Here is a 17,879-nt window from a genome sequence, read left to right on the forward strand (position 1 = left end):
GGTATGACGGAATCGTCTGTTTTCACCCGCATCCTGCGTGGCGAGATCCCCGCGGAGATCATCGCCCAGACCGACAACGCCTTCGCGATCCGCGACATCGCACCGCAGGCGCCGGTTCACCTGCTCGTGATCCCGAAGACCGAGCGGTACCGCGATGTCGTCGAGCTGGCCGAAGGCGACCCCGCACTGCTCGCCGAGGTGGTCGGACTGGCGCGCACGGTCGCCGACGAGCACGCGGACGGCCAGTTCCGTCTCGTGTTCAACACCGGCGCTGCCGCCGGGCAGACCGTCTTCCACGTGCACGCCCATGTGCTCGCCGGACAGTTGGAGGAGAAGACCCTCGGTGCCTGATCAGGAACCCACCGTCGACCGCGTCTACGCGGACGGCGTCGCGATGGTGCAGCTTCTCGGCCCGCAGGACCGTCTGCTGCGAGTCGTCGAGCGCGAGCACCCGGAGGTGGATGTGCACGTGCGCGGCAACGAGATCACGCTCACGGGCGGAGCCGGCGCCGTCGCGTCGGCGCGCACGCTCGTCGACGAGCTCCTCGCCATGACCAGAGCCGGCCACGACATGGCACCGACCGACGTGTCCTCGAGCAGCCGCATCCTTCGCGCCGACGGCGGCATGCGACCGTCCGAGGTGCTCGGCGAGCAGATCCTGTCGTCGCGGGGGAAGGTGATCCGCCCGAAGACCCTCGGGCAGAAGGCCTATGTCGACGCCATCGACGAGAACACGATCGTCTTCGGCATCGGCCCGGCCGGAACCGGCAAGACCTACCTGGCGATGGCGAAGGCCGTGCAGGCGCTTCACCGCAAGGAGGTCAGCCGCATCATCCTCACGCGGCCCGCGGTCGAGGCGGGGGAGCGACTGGGGTTCCTCCCCGGCACCCTGACGGACAAGATCGATCCGTATCTGCGCCCGCTGTACGACGCCCTGAACGAGATGATGGATCCCGAGATCGTGCCGAAGCTCATGGCGACCGGCACCATCGAGGTGGCGCCGCTGGCGTACATGCGCGGACGGACGCTCAACGACTCCTTCGTGGTGCTCGACGAGGCGCAGAACACCACGCCCGAGCAGATGAAGATGTTCCTCACGCGTCTCGGCTTCGGCACCCGCATGGTCGTGACCGGCGACATCACGCAGGTCGACCTGCCCCAGGGCGCCTCGGGTCTGCGGCTGGTCACGCGCGTCCTCGGTGACGTGGACGACATCCACTTCTCCCACCTCACCAGCGAGGACGTCGTGCGCCACACCTTGGTCGGGCGCATCGTCGACGCGTACAGCGAGTACGACGAGAGGCGGCTCGCCGCGCGGCGCGAGCGCGACGAGGCCACCGAGTTCGCCAACCGGGCGGAGCGCCGCGCCGCGGACCGGCCCAGCAGGCCGCGCGACCACCTTCCGAAACGAGGACGCTCATGACCATCGAGATCACGAACGAATCGGGCGTCGCGATCGACGAGACCGTTCTGCTGCGTCTCATGGAGCACGACCTCGCCGAGCTCCGGGTCAGTCCCGACGCGGATCTGGCGATCCTCCTCGTGGACGAGGGGGCGATGGAGGCGCTGCATGTGCAGTGGATGGATGAGCCCGGACCGACGGACGTGCTGAGCTTCCCGATGGACGAGCTGCGCCCGGGCACCGAAGACGCACCCACACCGGCGGGGCTCCTGGGCGACATCGTGCTGTGCCCCCAGGTCGCCGAGACGCAGGCGATCGCCGCGAAGCACTCGACGATGGACGAGATCGTCATGCTGACCACGCACGGCCTGCTGCACCTGCTGGGGTTCGATCACGCCGAGCCCGACGAGGAGCGGGAGATGTTCGGCCTGCAGCGCGACCTCATCGCGTCGTTCCAGGCGGCCGAGCGTCGCCGCCGCGCATGACCGAGGCACTCCTTCTCATCGCGGCGGTTCTGCTGCTGGCGTTCGGCGGGCTCATGGCCGCCGTCGACGCCGCCCTGAGCGTCACCTCCCGCACCGACCTCGAGGAGCTCGGCGAAGACGGTCGCAGCACCGTCGCGCTCCGGCGCATCGCAGCCGACCCGGACGCGCATTCCACCGCCGTCGCCTTCATCCGCGTCGTCGTGGACACGACCGCGGCGGTGCTGGTGACCGTCTCGTTCACCCTCCTGTTCGAGAACCTCTTCTGGGCGACGCTCGCGGCGGCCGTGCTCATGTCGGGCATCTCCTTCGTCGTGGTCGGTGCGAGCCCCAGGAACTTCGGCCGGCAGCACGCCCGGGGCCTCCTGCGCGGGGCAGCGCCGATCGTGCGCGGCGTGCGGATCATGCTCGGTCCCCTCGCGCACGGTCTCGTGCTCCTCGGCAACCGGGTGACCCCCGGTGTGGCCCGCGGTGCGTCGTTCGCCTCCGAAGAGCAGCTGCTCAGCATGGTGGACGAGGCGGCCTCGCGCGACCTCATCGAAGAAGACGATCGCGAGCTCATCCACTCCGTCTTCGACTTCACCGACCGATACGTGCGCGAACTCATGGTGCCGCGCACCGACATGGTGACCGTCGACGCCGACGCGACCACGCGCGACGCGATGGCGATCTTCCTCGACCGCGGCGTGTCGCGCATTCCGCTCATGGACGACGACGCCGACGACGTCGTGGGGGTGCTGTACCTGAAGGACCTCGTGCAGTTCGGCTTCCGCGACGAGACCGGCTGGCGCGACACCCCGGTGGCGCGCATCGCCCGCCGCGCCGTGTTCGTGCCGGAGTCGATGAAGGCCGAGACGCTCCTGCAGCAGATGAAGCGCGACAGTGTGCACGTGTGCATGGTCGTCGATGAGTACGGCGGTGTGTCGGGGCTCGTGACCCTCGAGGACATCATCGAGGAGCTGGTCGGCGACATCTCGGACGAGTACGACCCCCGAGCGGATGAGATCACGCCGCTCGAGCACGGTCGATTCCGCGTGAGCGCCCGTCTCGGGCTGGACGAGGTCGGCGAGCTGTTCGATCTCGAGCTCGAGGACGAGGACGTCGATTCGATCGGCGGCCTCCTGGGCAAGGCGCTCGGACGCGTGCCGCAACCGGGTTCGACGGTGGAGGTCGGCGGTCTCGTGATCACCGGCGGTGCCTCGCGCGGACGGGGGCGCGGCATCTCATCGGTCTTCGTCGCCCGGTCGGACAAGCCGCGGTCCGACAAGACCGAACCCCGCACGGGTGAGATCCCCGTTCCTCAGACATCCACCGGCGAGATCCGGATCATCCGAAGAGGCGATGGCGCATGACCGAAACGACACGATCCGGATTCGTCACCTTCGTCGGGCGACCGAACGTCGGCAAGTCGACGCTCACCAACGCCCTCGTCGGAGAGAAGGTCGCGATCACGAGCGACAAGCCGCAGACGACCCGGCGCGCGATCCGCGGGATCCTCAATCGTCCGGGCGGGCAGCTCGTGATCGTCGACACCCCCGGCATCCATCGGCCGCGCACGCTCCTGGGCGAGCGGCTCAACGACCTGGTGGAGCAGGTGCTCGGCGATGTCGACGTGATCGGGTTCTGCGTTCCCGCCACCGAGAAGGTCGGCCCCGGTGACCGGCGCATCGCCGAGTCGCTCGACGGCTATCCGAGGGCGCGGAAGGTGGCCATCGTCACCAAGACCGATGCCGCCGAGCGTGCGCAGATCACCGATCGGCTTCTCGAGGTCGACGGGCTGCGGGAGGACTGGGACGCCGTGATCCCGCTCTCGGCGTCCACCGGCCGGCAGCTCGACGTGCTGTCGGACGAGCTCCTCGCGCTTCTGCCGCCGGGGCCGGCCCTGTACCCCGAGGGCGTCGTCACCGATGAGGCGATCGAGGACCGCGTCGCCGAGATCATCCGGGAGTGCTCGCTGGAGGGGGTGCGCGACGAACTGCCGCATTCGATCGCGGTGGTCGTGCAGGAGATCGCCGAGCGCGAGGACTCGGATCTGACCGATGTCTACGCCGACGTCGTCGTCGAGCGCGACTCTCAGAAGGCGATCATCATCGGGCGCAAGGGGGCGCGCCTGCGAGACGTGGGAGCCGCTGCCCGGGGCCAGATCGAAGCCCTGATCGGCGCGCGCGTCTACCTGTCGCTGCACGTCAAGGTCGCCAAGGAGTGGCAGCGCGATCCGAAGCAACTGGGTCGGCTCGGGTTCTGACGTGACCTCACCGGGCGCCCGGGTGTACGCTGGGGTCATGCGCTTCGGCGGGCTCCTTCTTCTTAGCCGCCGCGACGAGGCCTCGATCTAAGGGCCTTCCTCGTCGCGGAGCCTCGTCATGGCCCCGGGGTTTCCCCATCCTCCGACGACACGAAGAAGCGACCATGAAGAACACGCAGAAGCCTTCCGGGATGCCGGTGCACAAGTACCGCCCCTTCCACGAGCAGATCTCCGTCGACCTGCCCGACCGCACCTGGCCGGCCCGGCGGATCACGCAAGCGCCGCGCTGGTGCGCGGTCGACCTGCGCGACGGCAACCAGGCGCTCATCGATCCGATGAGCCCCGAGCGCAAACGGCTCATGTTCGAGCTGCTGGTGAAGATGGGCTACAAGGAGATCGAGGTCGGATTCCCCTCGGCCAGCCAGACCGACTTCGATTTCGTGCGGCAGCTGATCGAAACGGATCTCATTCCCGACGACGTCAGCATCCAGGTGCTCACCCAGGCGCGGGAGCACCTCATCGAGCGCACCTACGAGTCGATCCGCGGCGCGAAGCAGGCGATCGTTCACCTCTACAACTCGACGAGCGTGCTGCAGCGCGAGGTCGTGTTCCGCACCGATCGGCAGGGAATCATCGACATCGCCCTCGAAGGGGCGAGGCTGTGCCGACGCATGGAGCGCACGATTCCGGACACGCAGGTGTTCTACGAGTACTCGCCGGAGAGCTACACCGGCACCGAGCTCGACTTCGCCGTGGACGTCTGCAACCAGGTCATCGAGGTCCTCGAGCCCACCCCCGACCGGAAGGTCATCATCAATCTGCCCGCGACGGTCGAGATGGCGACACCCAACGTGTACGCCGACTCGATCGAGTGGATGAGTCGCCACCTGGCGCACCGCGAGAACGTCATCCTGTCGCTGCATCCGCACAACGACCGTGGCACGGCCGTCGCCGCCGCCGAACTGGGGTACATGGCCGGCGCCGACCGCATCGAAGGATGTCTGTTCGGCAACGGCGAGCGCACCGGCAATGTCGATCTGGTGGCCCTGGGGATCAATCTGCTCACGCAGGGCATCGATCCGCAGATCGACTTCAGCGACATCGATCAGATCAAGCGCACCGCCGAGTACTGCAACCAGCTGCCCGTGCACGAGCGCAGCCCGTGGGCGGGGGACCTGGTCTTCACGGCTTTCAGCGGCTCGCACCAGGACGCCATCAAGAAGGGCTTCGATGCGATGGCCGCCCGCGCGGCCGACGAGGGCGTCTCGCCCGACGAGATCGAGTGGGCCGTTCCCTACCTGCCGATCGACCCGAAGGATCTGGGCCGATCCTATGAGGCCGTCATCCGGGTCAACTCGCAATCCGGCAAGGGCGGCGTGGCGTATCTTCTGAAGTCCGACCACGCCCTCGATCTGCCGCGCAAGCTCCAGATCGAATTCTCGGGTGTCGTGCAGGCCAAGACAGACGCCGAGGGCGGCGAGCTCACGAGCGGCGAGATCTGGAACGTCTTCACCGACGAGTACCTTCCCACCGATGACGCCGACGCGCGATGGGGCCGATTCGAGCTGCTCTCCACGCGGACCGAGAGCGACATGACCGGCGATGTCGCGCTGGATGTGCGGCTGCGCGACGGCGACCGCGAGGTGGAGGCCCGAGGAGTCGGCAACGGTCCGGTGGCGGCGTTCCTGGAGGTGCTGCGCGCCGAGGGGATCCATGTGACGCTGTACGACTACGTCGAGCACGCGCTCAGCTCGGGCGGCGACGCCCAGGCGGCGGCGTACGTCGAGGTTCAGGTGGACGGGGACCGGCTCTGGGGTGTGGGGATCGACGGCGACATCTCGACCGCATCCCTCAAGGCCATCGTGTCCGCGGTCAACCGGGCGATCAGAACCCGCACGCGCACGCACGACCTGGCGGCGGTCTGACGAGCGTGGGCGAGGCCATCACGCTCGCGGTCATCGGCGGCACCGGGTTGGAGAAGGCATTCGACCATCTCGATGAGACCATCGTGGTCGACACGCCGTTCGGTCCGACCAGCGAACCGGTTGCGGTCGGCGAGGTCGCCGGTCGGCGCGTCGCGTTCCTTCCCAGGCACGGTCGCGCGCATTCGCTGCCGCCCGGATCGATCCCTGCCCGGGCGAACGCGTGGGCGCTGGCGTCGCTGGGCGTGCGGGGCATCGTCTCGTCGGCCGCGGTGGGATCGCTCGACCCCGCGCTTCCGCCCGCGACCCTGGTCATACCCGACCAGCTGCTCGATCGCACCCGTCACCGTGCCGACACCTTCTTCGACGGCACCGTGCCGGGCGAGCCGGTGCGTCATCTTCCGCTGGCGGATCCGTTCTGCCCGGTGCTGCGGCGGGCTGCCGCGAGCGCGGCCCCCGACGCGCACGCGGGAGCGACGGTCGCCGTCATCGAGGGGCCGAGGTTCTCCACACGGGCCGAGTCCCTCAGTCTGCGCGGCGACGGCGCCCATCTGGTCAACATGACCCTCTTCCCCGAGGTCGCCCTCGCCGCCGAGCTCGGCATCGGCACGGTGACGCTCTGCGTGGTGACCGACATGGATGCGGGCGTGTCGGAGGGCGACGAGACCGTCAGCGCGGACGTCGTCTACGAGCGATTCGCCGCCGCCCTGCCCGGTGTCGTCGCTGCGGTCGAGGGCACCATCGCCGCGATCCCCGCCGACTATGCCGGACGAGCGCTGCTCGATGACGGAGCGCGTGCTGACGTTCTCGGCCGCGCCGCCTCGGGTCGCACCTGATGCGGATTCTCATCACGGGCGGCGCCGGCTTCATCGGCACCCGCATCGTCGAGGCGGCGCGAGCCCGAGGCGACGAGGTGCGCGTCCTGGACTCTTTCCGTGACGACGTGCACGGGGGAACGCCCGTGCTCCACCCCGATGTCGAGGTGATCCGCGGCGATGTCCGTGACGCCGAGGTGCTCGACCGTGCGCTGCGCGGGGTCGACGCCGTCTCGCATCAGGCTGCGAAGGTGGGACTGGGCGTCGATTTCGCGGATGCGCCCGACTACGTCTCCTCCAATGTCCTCGCCACCGCGGAGCTTCTCGCGGCGATGCGGCGTGCCCGTGTCGGGCGCCTCGTGCTCGCCTCGTCGATGGTCGTGTATGGCGAAGGACGTTACACCTCCTCCGGCTCCGACCACGCGGTCGCACCCGCCGCGCGGCGGCGTGCCGACCTCGATGCCGGCGTCTTCGACCCCCGAGACCCCGTGACGGGGGAACTGCTGCTGCCCGGACTGGTCGACGAAGAGACGCCCGTTGACCCGCGGAACGTCTACGCGACGACGAAGCTCGCCCAGGAGCATCTCGCGGGGAACTGGGCGCGCGAGACCGGCGGCACCGTCGCGGCGCTCCGCTACCACAACGTCTACGGGCCGGGGATGCCGCGCGACACGCCGTATGCGGGCGTGGCGTCGCTGTTCCGCTCGTCACTCGAGCGCGGGGAGGCCCCTCGCGTTTTCGAAGACGGCGGTCAGCGGCGGGACTTCGTCCATGTCGACGACGTCGCCGGTGCGAATCTCGCCGCTGTGGGCTGGGTGGGGAATGCCGGTGACGGCGTCGCCCGGGCGTTCAACGTCGCGAGCGGACACGTGGTGACCATCGGCGAGGTGGCGGCCCTCCTCAGCGATGCGGCGTCCGGCCCGGCGCCGATCGTCACCGGCGAGTACCGTCTCGGCGACGTGCGCCACATCACCGCATCGGCCGAACGTGCCGCGTCCGAATGGGGATGGCGAGCGCAGGTGGAGCCGGGGCGCGGGCTGCGCGAATTCGCCACCGCTCCGTTGCGCGCCTGACACTCAGCCCGTCGCGCGATCCGATGCCGCGGGCAGGTGGATATCGAAGCGGCATCCTCCCGCGACGTTGGTCGCGACCACCTCGCCGTCGTGTGCGTGGACGATCCCTCGCACGATGGCCAACCCGAGCCCGGCTCCCGGGCCGGCTCCGGACCCGGTGTGCGGAGTTCGCGCGCGCGAGCCGCGCCATCCCGCTTCGAACAGGCGCGGCAGGTCCTCGTCGTCGATACCGGGACCGCGGTCGATCACGGAGACGGTCGGACGCTCCTCGATCAGCTCGACCCGCACCGCGATGGGCGTTCCCGACGGGGTGTGCTGCACGGCGTTCATGAGCAGGTTCGCGACCGCTCGCGAGAGCTCGCCGGCGTCCACACGCACCGACAGATCCCGCGGCAGGTCGCCGTCCACCGTGATCTCCCGGTCGCCCGCAGCCGGACGGACATCGGCGACGGCGTCGCTGACGACATCGAGCAGCGCGACGTCCTCGAGCCGCAGGCGCAGTGCACCGGCGTCGATCCGGGAGAGATCGAAGAGGTCGTCGACCATGGAGGCGAGCAGATCCACCTGGGAGCGCATCTGGCGGTGGTACCTGCCCGGGTCGTCGACCATCTCGTCTTCCAGTGCCTCGGCCATCGCCCGGATGCCCGCCAGCGGCGTGCGCAGGTCGTGCGAGATCCACGCGACCAGTTCCCGGCGTGACGCCTCGACGCGGGCTTCGCGCTCGCGGGAGAGCCGCAGCTGCTCGCTCGTGTGCGCGAGAGCCTCCTCGACGCGGGCGAACTCGGCGCTCCCGGCCCGAGACGACGCGACCACGACCTCGCCGTTGCCGATGCGTTCTGCGGCGCGGGAGAGCGCACGGATGTTGCCCGCGACCCAGACGCAGAGCGTGACCGCGACGAGGAGCGAACTCATGCCCGCCGCGATCGCGACGGCGATGGCCACCACCAGGTCGTGGGGCGACAGATACATGAGGTTCGCCACGGCGATCATGCTCACGACGACCGACACGACCCCCACCGTCAGGGCGGTGGCCAGCTGTGTGTACAGCGGTGTGCGGCGCAGCAGAAGCAGCACGCCGACACCGACGATCCCCGCCGCGACACTGATCGACAAGGTGATCGCCACGACGGCGACCAGGTCCGGAACACTCACGATGCCCCTCCTTCTCCGGGGGGTTCGCCGGTCGGATCGAAGCGGTACCCGACACCCCACACGGTGACCAGATGGCGGGGTCGGGACCTGTCGGGCTCGATCTTCTCCCGCAGGCGACGCACGTGCACGGTGACCGTCGACAGGTCGCCGAAGGACCACCCCCACACCGCCTGGAGGAGTCGCCGGCGATCGAACACCTGCCCCGGGCGGCGGGCGAGGTACTCGAGGAGATCGAATTCCCGTGCGGTCAGAGCCAGCTCCTCACCGTCGCGGGTGGCGATGCGGGCGGCCGGGTCGATGCGGTACCCCCCCCGCAGACGACCGGCCCCTCCGGGCGCGCCTCGGCGAGCGTGCGGCGCAGCACCGACTGCGCCCGCAGCACGAGCTCCCTGGGTGAGAAGGGCTTCGTGAGGTAATCGTCGGCGCCGGCCTCGAGCCCGACGATGCGGTCGTCCGCCGCGGTGCGGGCGGTGAGCATGAGCACGGCTGTGTCCCCGCCGGCTCGGATGCGACGACAGGTCTCGATGCCGTCCATTCCGGGCAGCATCACATCGAGCACGACCAGATCGGGGGCGAGCGTCTCGAGCCGCCCGAGGGCTTCGACGCCGTCCGCGGCGACGTCGACGACGAAGCCGGCGGCGGACAGGTAGGCTGCGGCGACCTCGGCGACGGTGGGGTCGTCGTCGACGACGAGGATGCGGCGACCTTCGAGGTCGCCACTGCGGTGCGGCGACGTGCTCACGTGATCACCCTACGGGCGGTCCCCGCCCGCCGGCGCCTGCGTGCGTCGCGTGCGCGCCGCCGTCCGTGTTTCGTAATGATCGCCGTTGGCCCTCGTGGCCGCGCGAGCGGCTAGCGTCGGATCATGATTCGTGTCGATGTCGTGCTTCCGTGCCTCGACGAGGCGGCGGCCCTGCCGGACGTGCTCGCGTGCCTCCCGGAGGGCTACCGCGCGATCGTGGTCGACAACGGATCGAGCGACGGTTCGGCGGAGGTCGCGGCGGAAGCCGGCGCGACCGTCATCCACGAAGCGCGGCGCGGCTACGGATCGGCGGTTCACGCGGGACTGGCCGCCGCAGAGGCGCCGATCGTCGCCTTCGCCGACGCCGATGCGTCCTTCGACCTCGGACAGCTTCCCGACGTCGTCGGCCCCGTCGCCCGCGGCGAGCGCGACCTGATGCTCGGGTCGCGTGTCATGCAGGGCCGCGGGGCATGGCCCTGGCATGCGCGTGTGGCGAACCGCTATCTCGCACGCCGCATCTCCGCCGCAGCGCACGTGCCGCTGAGCGACCTCGGCCCGATGCGCGCCGCGAACCGGGTGCCCTTGCTCGAACTGGGCGTCCGCGATCGCCGCAGCGGGTATCCGTTGGAGACGGTTCTGCGTGCCGCCGCCGCCGGCTGGCGCATCGGCGAGACACCGGTGCTCTACCGACCACGCGTGGGCGTGTCGAAGGTGACCGGCACGGTGCGCGGCACCGCGACCGCGATCTCGGACATGTCGCGCGTTCTCCGGGAGGTCTCATGAACGATCTGACGGTCGCCATCGTCGCCAAGGAGTGCGTGCCGGGGCGCGTGAAGACGCGGCTGACGCCGCCCCTGCTGCCCGAGGAGGCGGCGCGCCTCGCGCGCGCGAGCCTCGACGACACGATCGACCTGGTCCGCTCTCTCCCCGTCGCGCGCCGCATCCTGTTCTTCGCGGGCAGAGTCGCGCACGAGCATCGTGATCTGGAGGTCATGCCGCAGCCCGAGGGTGACCTCGATGCCCGCCTCGGGCATCTGTTCGATGCCGTTGACGGTCCCCTGCTGCTCATCGGCATGGACACCCCCCAGCTCACACGGGCGCATATCGCCGAGCCGGTCCGGTCGTGGCCCGACGACGTCGACGGCTACCTCGGGGCCGCCGAGGACGGGGGATTCTGGGCCCTGGCGATGCGTGAGCCGGATGGGTCACTCATCCGAGGGGTGAGCATGTCGACCTCGTCCACGGGACGCGAACAGCGACGTCGTCTCACCCAGGCGGGGCTGCGCGTGCGCGATCTCGCCGTCGTACGCGACGTGGATCGCGCCGACGACGCGCGTCGCGTCGCGGAAGACGCCCCCGGCGGTCGTTTCGCGGCGGTGTGGCAGGGCATCCAGGCGGGCGCGGCGCGTGTCGGCTGATGTGCCCGGGTCGCGGTTCGCCGCCGGCGGCGCGGATCCGTACACACGCATGCTCGAAGGCGGTCGGGACGGCGTGCTGCAGCTGCGACGCCTCACCAACGGCGAGATCGCGGAGGAGTGGAATTTCGTCGCGCTCGGCGGCTCCGCCGATCGCGATGACCTGGCCGCGCTCGGGGCGGCGGAGGGACCGGTACTCGACGTCGGGTGCGGCCCGGGCCGGATGGTGCGTGCGGCGGCGGAGCGTTCGTCGGCGGCCATGGGGATCGACGTGTCACCGGCGGCCGTCCGGCGAGCGCGTGCCGAAGGGACACCCGCGCTCGAGCGCTCGATCTTCGATCGTCTGCCGCTCGAAGGACGGTGGCGCACGGTCTTGCTGATGGACGGGAACATCGGCATCGGCGGCGACCCTCGAGCCCTTCTGCTGCGGTGCCATGAGCTGCTCGCGCCGGAGGGGCGGATCGTCGTCGAGACGGACGCCGACCGAGACCTGGACGAGCGATCGCTGTTCACCGTCGTGGATGCGGCGGGGAGGGAGAGCGATGCGTTCCCGTGGGCGCGCGCCGGGTGGCGAACCGTCGTGCGAGCTGCGCGGGATGCGGGTTTCTCGGGTGCTGCGCACGTGCGGAGCGGATCACGTCATTTCGTCACCGCGGCGGTGCCGCGACGGCGCCCGACCAGGACTGCGGCGCCGGCGACGGCTACCGCCGCGATCCAGAGTCCGGCGAGCACCAGCGGGTAGTCCACGACGTGGATCGTCGGGTTGCGCGCTCCGACCGCTCGCACGACGAGCCCGGGGATGAGCACCAGCGAGCAGCAGGCGGCTGCCACGAGCGCCGCACGTGCGACGGCGGCCGCGATCGGCCCGATCCGACGCGCGGTGCCGCGCCCGATGACGCCGAACGCGACCACCACCGGTGCGATGAGCCCGTCGTGCACCACGATCGCCGCGAAGACCCACCACATCACCGCGGGGTATTGAGCGGACGCGACGGTCGTCAGCCCCAGCACGGCGGCGTACCCGAGCAGCGCGAGCCCGAACGCGCCGATGGCGAGCCGCGCGGCCGTCACGGCAGCACCTCGATGCTGCTCAGCCACTTCGTCTGCATGACGCCCGGCCGACCCGGTGCGATGATCCGGGCCGGGTAGCCGTGATCGATGTCGAGCTCGTCGCCGTGCAATCGGAGCGCGACCAGGGTCAGGGGGTCCTCGACGTAGACCTGCGGCATCGCCGTGCGGGAGAACGCTCCGCGCACCTGGAGGCTCGTGATCCGCAGACCCGTGCCTGTCGTACCGCCGGCGAGGTCCATCAGATCGTGCAGGCGCACTCCCGTCCAGGTCGCCGTCTGGCTCCATCCTTCGACGCAGGCGATCGGCAGGTCTGCGGTCGTCTGCGGCAGCGCGGCGAGATGGTCACACGTGAGTCGGATGCGGGACCGCGCCCCGGCCACCTCGAGCATCCAGTCCTCCGCCCGAGCGCTCTGCTCGACGCCTGCCTCTGCGGCGGTGCGGTTGATCGGGAGTCCCTGCGGCCCGATCCCGGGGCGCCGAGGCGACAGCACCGCGAGCGGCGCGAGCGGCGCGATGGTCTGTCCGGCGGTGCCGAGCAGGATCGCACCGGCTGACGCTCCGACCGCGATCAGCGCGCCGCGACGCGAGACGGCTTCGGTCTGGGTCGGTGCCTCGCCCGGGTCGGTCGGGAGCTGTTCGGGCCACGTGCGCCGGGGCGGCGCATCCTCCGCGGCCGGGTCGACCGGCCGGGCCCGCCAGAACCCGACGATGAGGGGCAGCTTGACCGCGACGTGGAGCACGACGCTTCCCACGAGAACCCAGGCGAGCACGAAGTGCACGCGCCGGAACGAGAAGTCGAACGCGTACCACTGCGCGATGTTCATGACGCCGATCGTGACCTCGACCAGTGCCGAGCCCACGAGCAGGCCGATGGAGGCGCGCTCGAGGAGGGAGAGGGGGCCGGTGACCGGAGGCCACGTGAACAGCCGGGGGTACACCGCCCACAGCTTGCCGAGCAGGACCGGGATCATCGCGAGTCCGGCCAGCACGTGGGCCCCTTGGGTCACCCGGTACAGCCCGACGGGGCGGGACGACAGCGGGAACCAGGCGGGAGGGCTCTGCAGCACGTGGCTGTAGAGGCCTGTCAGGAAGCACACGAGCACCAGCACGCCGAGCGCGCGCCCCAGCACCACCGTGGTCCGCGTGCGACGCGGCGGGGTCGACGTGCGGGCGCGCATCGCGTCGACGGCGCGTTCGAGACGCGCCGAGGCCCTCGCCGTGAGTCCTGTCATGCCTTCAGCCAAGCACGGGCCAGCGGAGATGCACCTTACGAACCGCGGACGGCGCGGTCTGGGCACGGCGGGGGAGTGCCTAGTCTCGGAGCATGCCCTCTGTCCGAACCGCCACGATCCGCCGCCGCGCGACGGTGATCGGAAGCGGAGTCGCCCTCTCTCTGATCGCCGCGGCCGTGGCGGTGCCCGTCGCGACGGGGTGGGATGTCGCCACGCGTGCGGCGCGCTCCGCGGATGATCGCGCGATCGCTCCGCTTCATGGTCTGTGGGTGCCGCACGTGGGCGCGGCCACCGCTGTGGCGGTGCTCATCGCCGTTCTGGCGTGGCGTTTCGCAGACCGCTGGGCGCTCACCCTCTCGTGGCGGGCGCTGCTCGCGTCGTCCGCCTTCGCGGCGGCCACCTGGATGCTCGCGCTCGCCTTCGTTGACGGTCCGACGGGGATCTCCCGTGTGCTGGGGAACCCGTACGAGTACCTGCGCACCGCGCGCGAGGTCGACGACATCGGCGTGCTGCTGACGACGTATGTCTCGCGCATCCCCTACGCCGCCGACGACAACTGGGTCACCCACGTCGCCGGGCACCCACCGGGAATGCTTCTGTTCTTCGTCGCTCTGGTGCGACTCGGACTCGGCTCCGACTTCACCGCCGGCATCGTGGTGACGCTCGTCGCCGCCACGCTGCCTGCCGCGGTGCTCACGACGCTGCGCGCCCTCGGCGCGGAGGCCGTGGCGCGGAGGGCGGCGCCCTTCCTCGTCTTCACACCGGCCGCCGTGTTCCTCGCCGTCTCGGCCGACGCCGTGATCGCAACGGTCGGTGCGTGGGGCATCGCATCACTCGCCGTCGCCGTGTCGCGCCCCCGAACGGCCGCGATGATCGCCTGGGCGGCGATCGCCGGGATCGTGCTGGGCGCGACCGTCATGATGTCGTACGGGATGCTGCTGCTCGGCATTCTCGCTCTGGCGGTGCTCATCGCGACGCGGCGCTGGGTGCTGCTCCCGATCGCGGCAGCGACCGCATCCGCCGTCGTGCTCGGCTTCGCGGCGGGCGGATTCGCCCTGTGGGAGGCATATCCCGTGCTCGCCGAGAGGTACGCCGACGGCATCGCCTCCGAGCGGCCATACGCGTATTGGGTCTGGGGCAATCTCGCGGCCCTCGCGATCTGCGCGGGCCCGGCGGTGGGCGGTGCGATCGCTGCGACGACCGTTTCCCCGGAGGTGCGCCGCCGATCCGCGGTGCGGTGGCTCATCGTGGCTGGCGCCCTCATGGTGCTGCTGGCCGATCTGTCGGGGATGAGCAAGGCCGAGGTGGAACGGATCTGGCTGCCGTTCGTGCCGTGGCTCACCATCGCGTTCGCCTTCGTCCCGGCCCCGTGGCGGCGCCGCCTCCTGGCTGCTCAGCTCGTGTGGGCGCTGCTGGTGCAGCACCTGCTCTACACGGTGTGGTGAGCCGCCGGGGTTCCGTCTCTTCACGACCCGTCCGCGCGCCGTCCGCGGCCCGTCGGTGCGCACCGCGGGATAATCGAGGGGTGCCCACCTATCGCGACGAGGTCGTGGTCCTGCGCACCCACAAACTGGGAGAAGCGGACCGCATCGTCACCCTGCTCAGCCGCCGCCACGGCAAAGTGCGCGCAGTGGCCAAGGGTGTCCGGCGCACGTCATCGCGGTTCGGATCGCGCCTGGAGCCGTTCATGGTCGCAGACGTGCAGCTCTACCAGGGCCGTTCGCTCGACATCGTGCAGCAGGCCGAATCGCTCGGCTCCTATGGGGCGGACATCGTCGTCGACTACGACAGCTACACGTCGGCGAGTGCGATGGTCGAGGCGGCGGACCGACTGAACGAAGCCGAGGCGACCCCGCAGCAGTACCTGCTCCTGGTCGGAGGACTCCGGGCGCTGTCGATGCGCGAGCACTCCGCCCGACACATCCTCGACTCCTACCTGCTGCGGGCGATGGCGTTGTCGGGATGGGCGCCCGGACTCGAAGAATGCGCCCGATGCGGCGCCCCGGGTCCGCACGACGCATTCGTCGCGCAATCCGGCGGCATGGTGTGCGCCGCGTGTGCGCCGACCGGGGCCGCGCGGGTGCATCCGGCGGCCGTCTCCCACCTCGGTGCGCTCATCCGCGGAGACTGGGTCGCCGTCGACGCCGCCCCCGCCGCCGCCACGACCGCTGCGTCCGGTCTCATCGCCGCCTACGCCCAGTGGCACCTCGAGCGCGGCATCCGATCCCTGTCCCACGTCGAAAGCCGCCCGTGAGCCCCAAGCCGTACACTCATCGCGACGCCGTTCCCTACCGTCCCGTCGACTGGACGGGCGAGTACCCGCCCGCGTTCCCGCCGGGCGCCGCGCCCTCCCACGTGGCCATCGTCATGGACGGGAACGGACGGTGGGCCAATCGGCGCGGCCTCACGCGCGTGGAAGGACACAAGGCGGGCGAGGCGGCGCTGCTGGACGTCGTCGCCGGCGCCATCCAGGCGGGCGTCCGCCACCTGTCGGTGTACGCGTTCTCAACGGAGAACTGGTCGCGCTCTCCCGACGAAGTCCGCTTCCTCATGGGATTCAACCGCGACGTGCTGCACCGTCGTCGTGATCAGCTCAACGAGTGGGGCGTGCGCGTGCGGTGGGCCGGACGCAAGCCCCGCCTGTGGTCCTCGGTCGTTTCGGAGCTGCAGTACGCCGAGCGGCTCACCGCGGGCAACGACGTGCTCACGCTGACCATGTGCGTCAACTACGGCGGGCGCGTCGAGCTCGTCGACGCGATGCGCGGCATCGCCGACGATGTCGCGGCGGGTCGACTGAAGCCTCGCGCCGTGTCCGAGAAGCTCATCGCGCGACGGCTGTACCAGCCGGACATGCCCGACGTCGACCTCTTCGTGCGTTCCAGCGGCGAGCAGCGCACCTCCAACTTCCTGCTGTGGGAGAGCGCGTACGCGGAGTTCGTCTTCCTTGACACCCTCTGGCCCGACTTCGGCAGGAAGGATCTGTGGCGGGCGATCGACCTGTACCTCGGCCGGGAGCGACGATTCGGGGCCGCCGTCGACACGCCCGATGAGGCCGTCTGATGGCCGCGACGGAATACGGCAGGGCGTGAGGATGTTGCCTCCGGCATGACGGATGCCATCGCGATCGACGTCTGGTCGGACATCGCCTGCCCCTGGTGCTACATCGGAAAGCGGAACCTCGAGAAGGCGATCGCCTCTCGCGGCGAGGGCGTCCCCGACGTGCGTGTCACCTTCCACTCCTTCGAACTGGCGCCGGAGACGCCCGTCGACTTCGACGGCGGAGAAGCGGAGTATCTGGCCGCGCACAAGGGAGTCGACGCGGCGTCCGCTCAGCAGATGCTCGATCGTGTCAGCGGTGTGGCCGCCGACGCCGGCCTCGAGTACCGCTTCGATCTGCTGCGTCACACCAACACCGTGAAGGCTCACCAGCTGCTTCACCTGGCCAAGGAGCGCGGGCTTCAGCACGAGATGAGCGAGCGACTGATGGCCGCCTACTTCACCGAGGGTCGTCACCTCGGCCGCGCCGACGAGCTGGTGGCCCTCGCGGCGGAGGTCGGTCTCGATGCGGACGAGGTGCGACACGCACTCGAGCACGAGGTCTACCTGGAGGCGGTTCGAGCGGATCAGGCGCAGGCGAGCGCCTACGGCATCACCGGGGTGCCCTTCTTCGTCATCGACGGTGCCTACGGCGTCAGCGGCGCACAGCCGCCGGAGGCCTTCGGACAGATCCTGAAGCAGATCGCGAGCGAGCGGACGGCGGAGGTCGTCGTCGATCGGTCTGAGAACCCGCGGGTCGCCGTCAGGAGGTCAGATGCTGCTCGATCAGGCGCAGGATCTCCGGGTCGTCGGGTGAGGTGGTGGGGCGGAAGCGGTGCACGCTTCCATCCGGTGTGACGAGGAACTTCTCGAAGTTCCACTTCACCGCCCCCGCCTTGCCGTTGCCGTCCTTCGCCGTCTTCAGCGCCGCATAGAGGGGCGCGGCGCCGCGGCCGTTCACCTTGATCTTGTCGTTGACGGGGAAGCTCACGCCCCACGTGGTGGCGCAGTAGTCGAGGATCTGCTCCATCGAGCCGGGCTCCTGGCCCAGGAACTGATTGCACGGGAAGCCGACGACCGTCAGCCCGCGATCGCCGTAGGTGCGCTGCAGCTGCTCGAGCTGCTCGTACTGGGGAGCCAGACCGCACTTGGAGGCGACATTGACGACGAGAGCGACGCCGTCGCCGTACGACGCGAGGGTCGCCTCGTGGCCGTCGGCAGTGGTGAAGGGGATGTCTCGCACAGCGGAGGCAGCGGTCATATCCCCAGGGTACGGCGCCCGCGCGTGGGGT

General features: G+C 70.2%; 21 protein-coding genes. 15 read left to right on the top strand and 6 right to left on the bottom strand.

Going from position 1 to position 17,879, the window contains the following annotated elements; translation table 11 throughout:
* Positions 1–3 precede the first annotated feature (3 nt).
* From ACGG9C_RS00930 to ACGG9C_RS00965, 8 genes are all read left to right on the top strand, one after another.
* Positions 4–351 carry an HIT domain-containing protein gene (locus ACGG9C_RS00930; protein WP_194385269.1) on the top strand — a complete coding sequence of 116 codons (348 nt, stop codon included), beginning with the start codon at positions 4–6 and terminating at the stop codon, positions 349–351.
* Complete coding sequence (locus ACGG9C_RS00935) at positions 308–1,423, top strand: PhoH family protein (protein WP_194385270.1); 1,116 nt, start codon at positions 308–310, stop codon at positions 1,421–1,423. Before ACGG9C_RS00930 ends, ACGG9C_RS00935 begins: the two co-directional genes overlap by 44 nt.
* The gene (gene ybeY / locus ACGG9C_RS00940; RefSeq protein ID WP_194385272.1) at positions 1,420–1,887 is read left to right on the top strand and encodes an rRNA maturation RNase YbeY; all 468 of its coding nucleotides are present in this window, start codon (positions 1,420–1,422) and stop codon (positions 1,885–1,887) included. Before ACGG9C_RS00935 ends, ybeY begins: the two co-directional genes overlap by 4 nt.
* Positions 1,884–3,236, top strand: a complete 1,353-nt coding sequence (locus ACGG9C_RS00945; protein WP_286716848.1) for a hemolysin family protein — start codon at positions 1,884–1,886, stop codon at positions 3,234–3,236. The genes ybeY and ACGG9C_RS00945 overlap by 4 nt, the downstream gene beginning before the upstream one ends.
* Positions 3,233–4,129, top strand: coding sequence for a GTPase Era (era, locus tag ACGG9C_RS00950; protein WP_194385273.1), 897 nt, complete (start codon positions 3,233–3,235; stop codon positions 4,127–4,129). The genes ACGG9C_RS00945 and era overlap by 4 nt, the downstream gene beginning before the upstream one ends.
* A 164-nt stretch (positions 4,130–4,293) precedes the next feature.
* On the top strand, positions 4,294–6,054 hold the full coding sequence (gene leuA / locus ACGG9C_RS00955; protein WP_286716849.1) for a 2-isopropylmalate synthase: 1,761 nt from the start codon (positions 4,294–4,296) through the stop codon (positions 6,052–6,054).
* A gap of 5 nt (positions 6,055–6,059) precedes the next feature.
* Positions 6,060–6,887 carry an MTAP family purine nucleoside phosphorylase gene (locus ACGG9C_RS00960; protein ID WP_071045798.1) on the top strand — a complete coding sequence of 276 codons (828 nt, stop codon included), beginning with the start codon at positions 6,060–6,062 and terminating at the stop codon, positions 6,885–6,887.
* Positions 6,887–7,939 (top strand): NAD(P)-dependent oxidoreductase, encoded by a 1,053-nt coding sequence (locus ACGG9C_RS00965; protein WP_194385277.1) that lies wholly within the window; start codon positions 6,887–6,889, stop codon positions 7,937–7,939. The genes ACGG9C_RS00960 and ACGG9C_RS00965 overlap by 1 nt, the downstream gene beginning before the upstream one ends.
* A 3-nt stretch (positions 7,940–7,942) precedes the next feature.
* Here the strand turns inward: ACGG9C_RS00965 and ACGG9C_RS00970 are convergent, their stop codons facing one another.
* The 3 genes from ACGG9C_RS00970 to ACGG9C_RS00980 are packed head-to-tail and all read right to left on the bottom strand — an operon-like array spanning position 7,943 to position 9,833.
* On the bottom strand, positions 7,943–9,091 hold the full coding sequence (locus tag ACGG9C_RS00970) for a sensor histidine kinase KdpD (RefSeq protein ID WP_228481036.1): 1,149 nt from the start codon (positions 9,089–9,091) through the stop codon (positions 7,943–7,945).
* Positions 9,088–9,408 carry a winged helix-turn-helix domain-containing protein gene (locus ACGG9C_RS00975; RefSeq protein ID WP_390178137.1) on the bottom strand — a complete coding sequence of 107 codons (321 nt, stop codon included), beginning with the start codon at positions 9,406–9,408 and terminating at the stop codon, positions 9,088–9,090. Before ACGG9C_RS00975 ends, ACGG9C_RS00970 begins: the two co-directional genes overlap by 4 nt.
* On the bottom strand, positions 9,339–9,833 hold the full coding sequence (locus tag ACGG9C_RS00980) for a response regulator transcription factor (RefSeq protein WP_390178114.1): 495 nt from the start codon (positions 9,831–9,833) through the stop codon (positions 9,339–9,341). The genes ACGG9C_RS00975 and ACGG9C_RS00980 overlap by 70 nt, the downstream gene beginning before the upstream one ends.
* A gap of 123 nt (positions 9,834–9,956) precedes the next feature.
* On the opposite strand from ACGG9C_RS00980, the gene ACGG9C_RS00985 reads away from it, so the two are divergent.
* The 3 genes from ACGG9C_RS00985 to ACGG9C_RS00995 are packed head-to-tail and all read left to right on the top strand — an operon-like array spanning position 9,957 to position 11,990.
* Positions 9,957–10,616: a glycosyltransferase family 2 protein gene (locus tag ACGG9C_RS00985; protein ID WP_390178115.1), complete on the top strand. Its 660-nt coding sequence runs from the start codon at positions 9,957–9,959 to the stop codon at positions 10,614–10,616.
* Positions 10,613–11,251 carry a DUF2064 domain-containing protein gene (locus ACGG9C_RS00990; RefSeq protein WP_194385282.1) on the top strand — a complete coding sequence of 213 codons (639 nt, stop codon included), beginning with the start codon at positions 10,613–10,615 and terminating at the stop codon, positions 11,249–11,251. Before ACGG9C_RS00985 ends, ACGG9C_RS00990 begins: the two co-directional genes overlap by 4 nt.
* Positions 11,241–11,990: a bifunctional 2-polyprenyl-6-hydroxyphenol methylase/3-demethylubiquinol 3-O-methyltransferase UbiG gene (locus ACGG9C_RS00995; protein ID WP_194385284.1), complete on the top strand. Its 750-nt coding sequence runs from the start codon at positions 11,241–11,243 to the stop codon at positions 11,988–11,990. Before ACGG9C_RS00990 ends, ACGG9C_RS00995 begins: the two co-directional genes overlap by 11 nt.
* On the opposite strand, the gene ACGG9C_RS01000 is transcribed toward ACGG9C_RS00995, so the two are convergent.
* Entirely contained in the window at positions 11,888–12,319 is a 432-nt protein-coding gene (locus tag ACGG9C_RS01000; RefSeq protein WP_194385285.1) for a hypothetical protein, read from the bottom strand. The genes ACGG9C_RS00995 and ACGG9C_RS01000 overlap by 103 nt on opposite strands.
* Positions 12,316–13,551: a molybdopterin-dependent oxidoreductase gene (locus ACGG9C_RS01005; protein WP_228481039.1), complete on the bottom strand. Its 1,236-nt coding sequence runs from the start codon at positions 13,549–13,551 to the stop codon at positions 12,316–12,318. The genes ACGG9C_RS01000 and ACGG9C_RS01005 overlap by 4 nt, the downstream gene beginning before the upstream one ends.
* 92 nt (positions 13,552–13,643) lie before the next feature.
* Between ACGG9C_RS01005 and ACGG9C_RS01010 the strand changes: the two genes are divergently transcribed.
* The 4 genes from ACGG9C_RS01010 (at position 13,644) to ACGG9C_RS01025 (ending at position 17,445) form a co-directional block, all read left to right on the top strand.
* A complete protein-coding gene (locus ACGG9C_RS01010; RefSeq protein WP_194385286.1) occupies positions 13,644–14,996 on the top strand; it encodes a hypothetical protein in 1,353 nt (450 codons plus the stop codon).
* 80 nt (positions 14,997–15,076) lie between these two features.
* Complete coding sequence (recO, locus tag ACGG9C_RS01015; RefSeq protein ID WP_194385287.1) at positions 15,077–15,805, top strand: DNA repair protein RecO; 729 nt, start codon at positions 15,077–15,079, stop codon at positions 15,803–15,805.
* A complete protein-coding gene (locus tag ACGG9C_RS01020) occupies positions 15,802–16,611 on the top strand; it encodes an isoprenyl transferase (RefSeq protein WP_194385288.1) in 810 nt (269 codons plus the stop codon). The genes recO and ACGG9C_RS01020 overlap by 4 nt, the downstream gene beginning before the upstream one ends.
* A 45-nt stretch (positions 16,612–16,656) precedes the next feature.
* The gene (locus ACGG9C_RS01025; RefSeq protein ID WP_194385289.1) at positions 16,657–17,445 is read left to right on the top strand and encodes a DsbA family oxidoreductase; all 789 of its coding nucleotides are present in this window, start codon (positions 16,657–16,659) and stop codon (positions 17,443–17,445) included.
* Here the strand turns inward: ACGG9C_RS01025 and ACGG9C_RS01030 are convergent.
* A complete protein-coding gene (locus ACGG9C_RS01030) occupies positions 17,351–17,848 on the bottom strand; it encodes a glutathione peroxidase (RefSeq protein WP_194385290.1) in 498 nt (165 codons plus the stop codon). The two genes, ACGG9C_RS01025 and ACGG9C_RS01030, sit on opposite strands and share 95 nt — an antisense overlap.
* Positions 17,849–17,879: the final 31 nt, after the last annotated feature.

The organism is Microbacterium sp. MTN4-26, from assembly GCF_042846595.1.
Taxonomy (GTDB): domain Bacteria; phylum Actinomycetota; class Actinomycetes; order Actinomycetales; family Microbacteriaceae; genus Microbacterium; species Microbacterium luteum.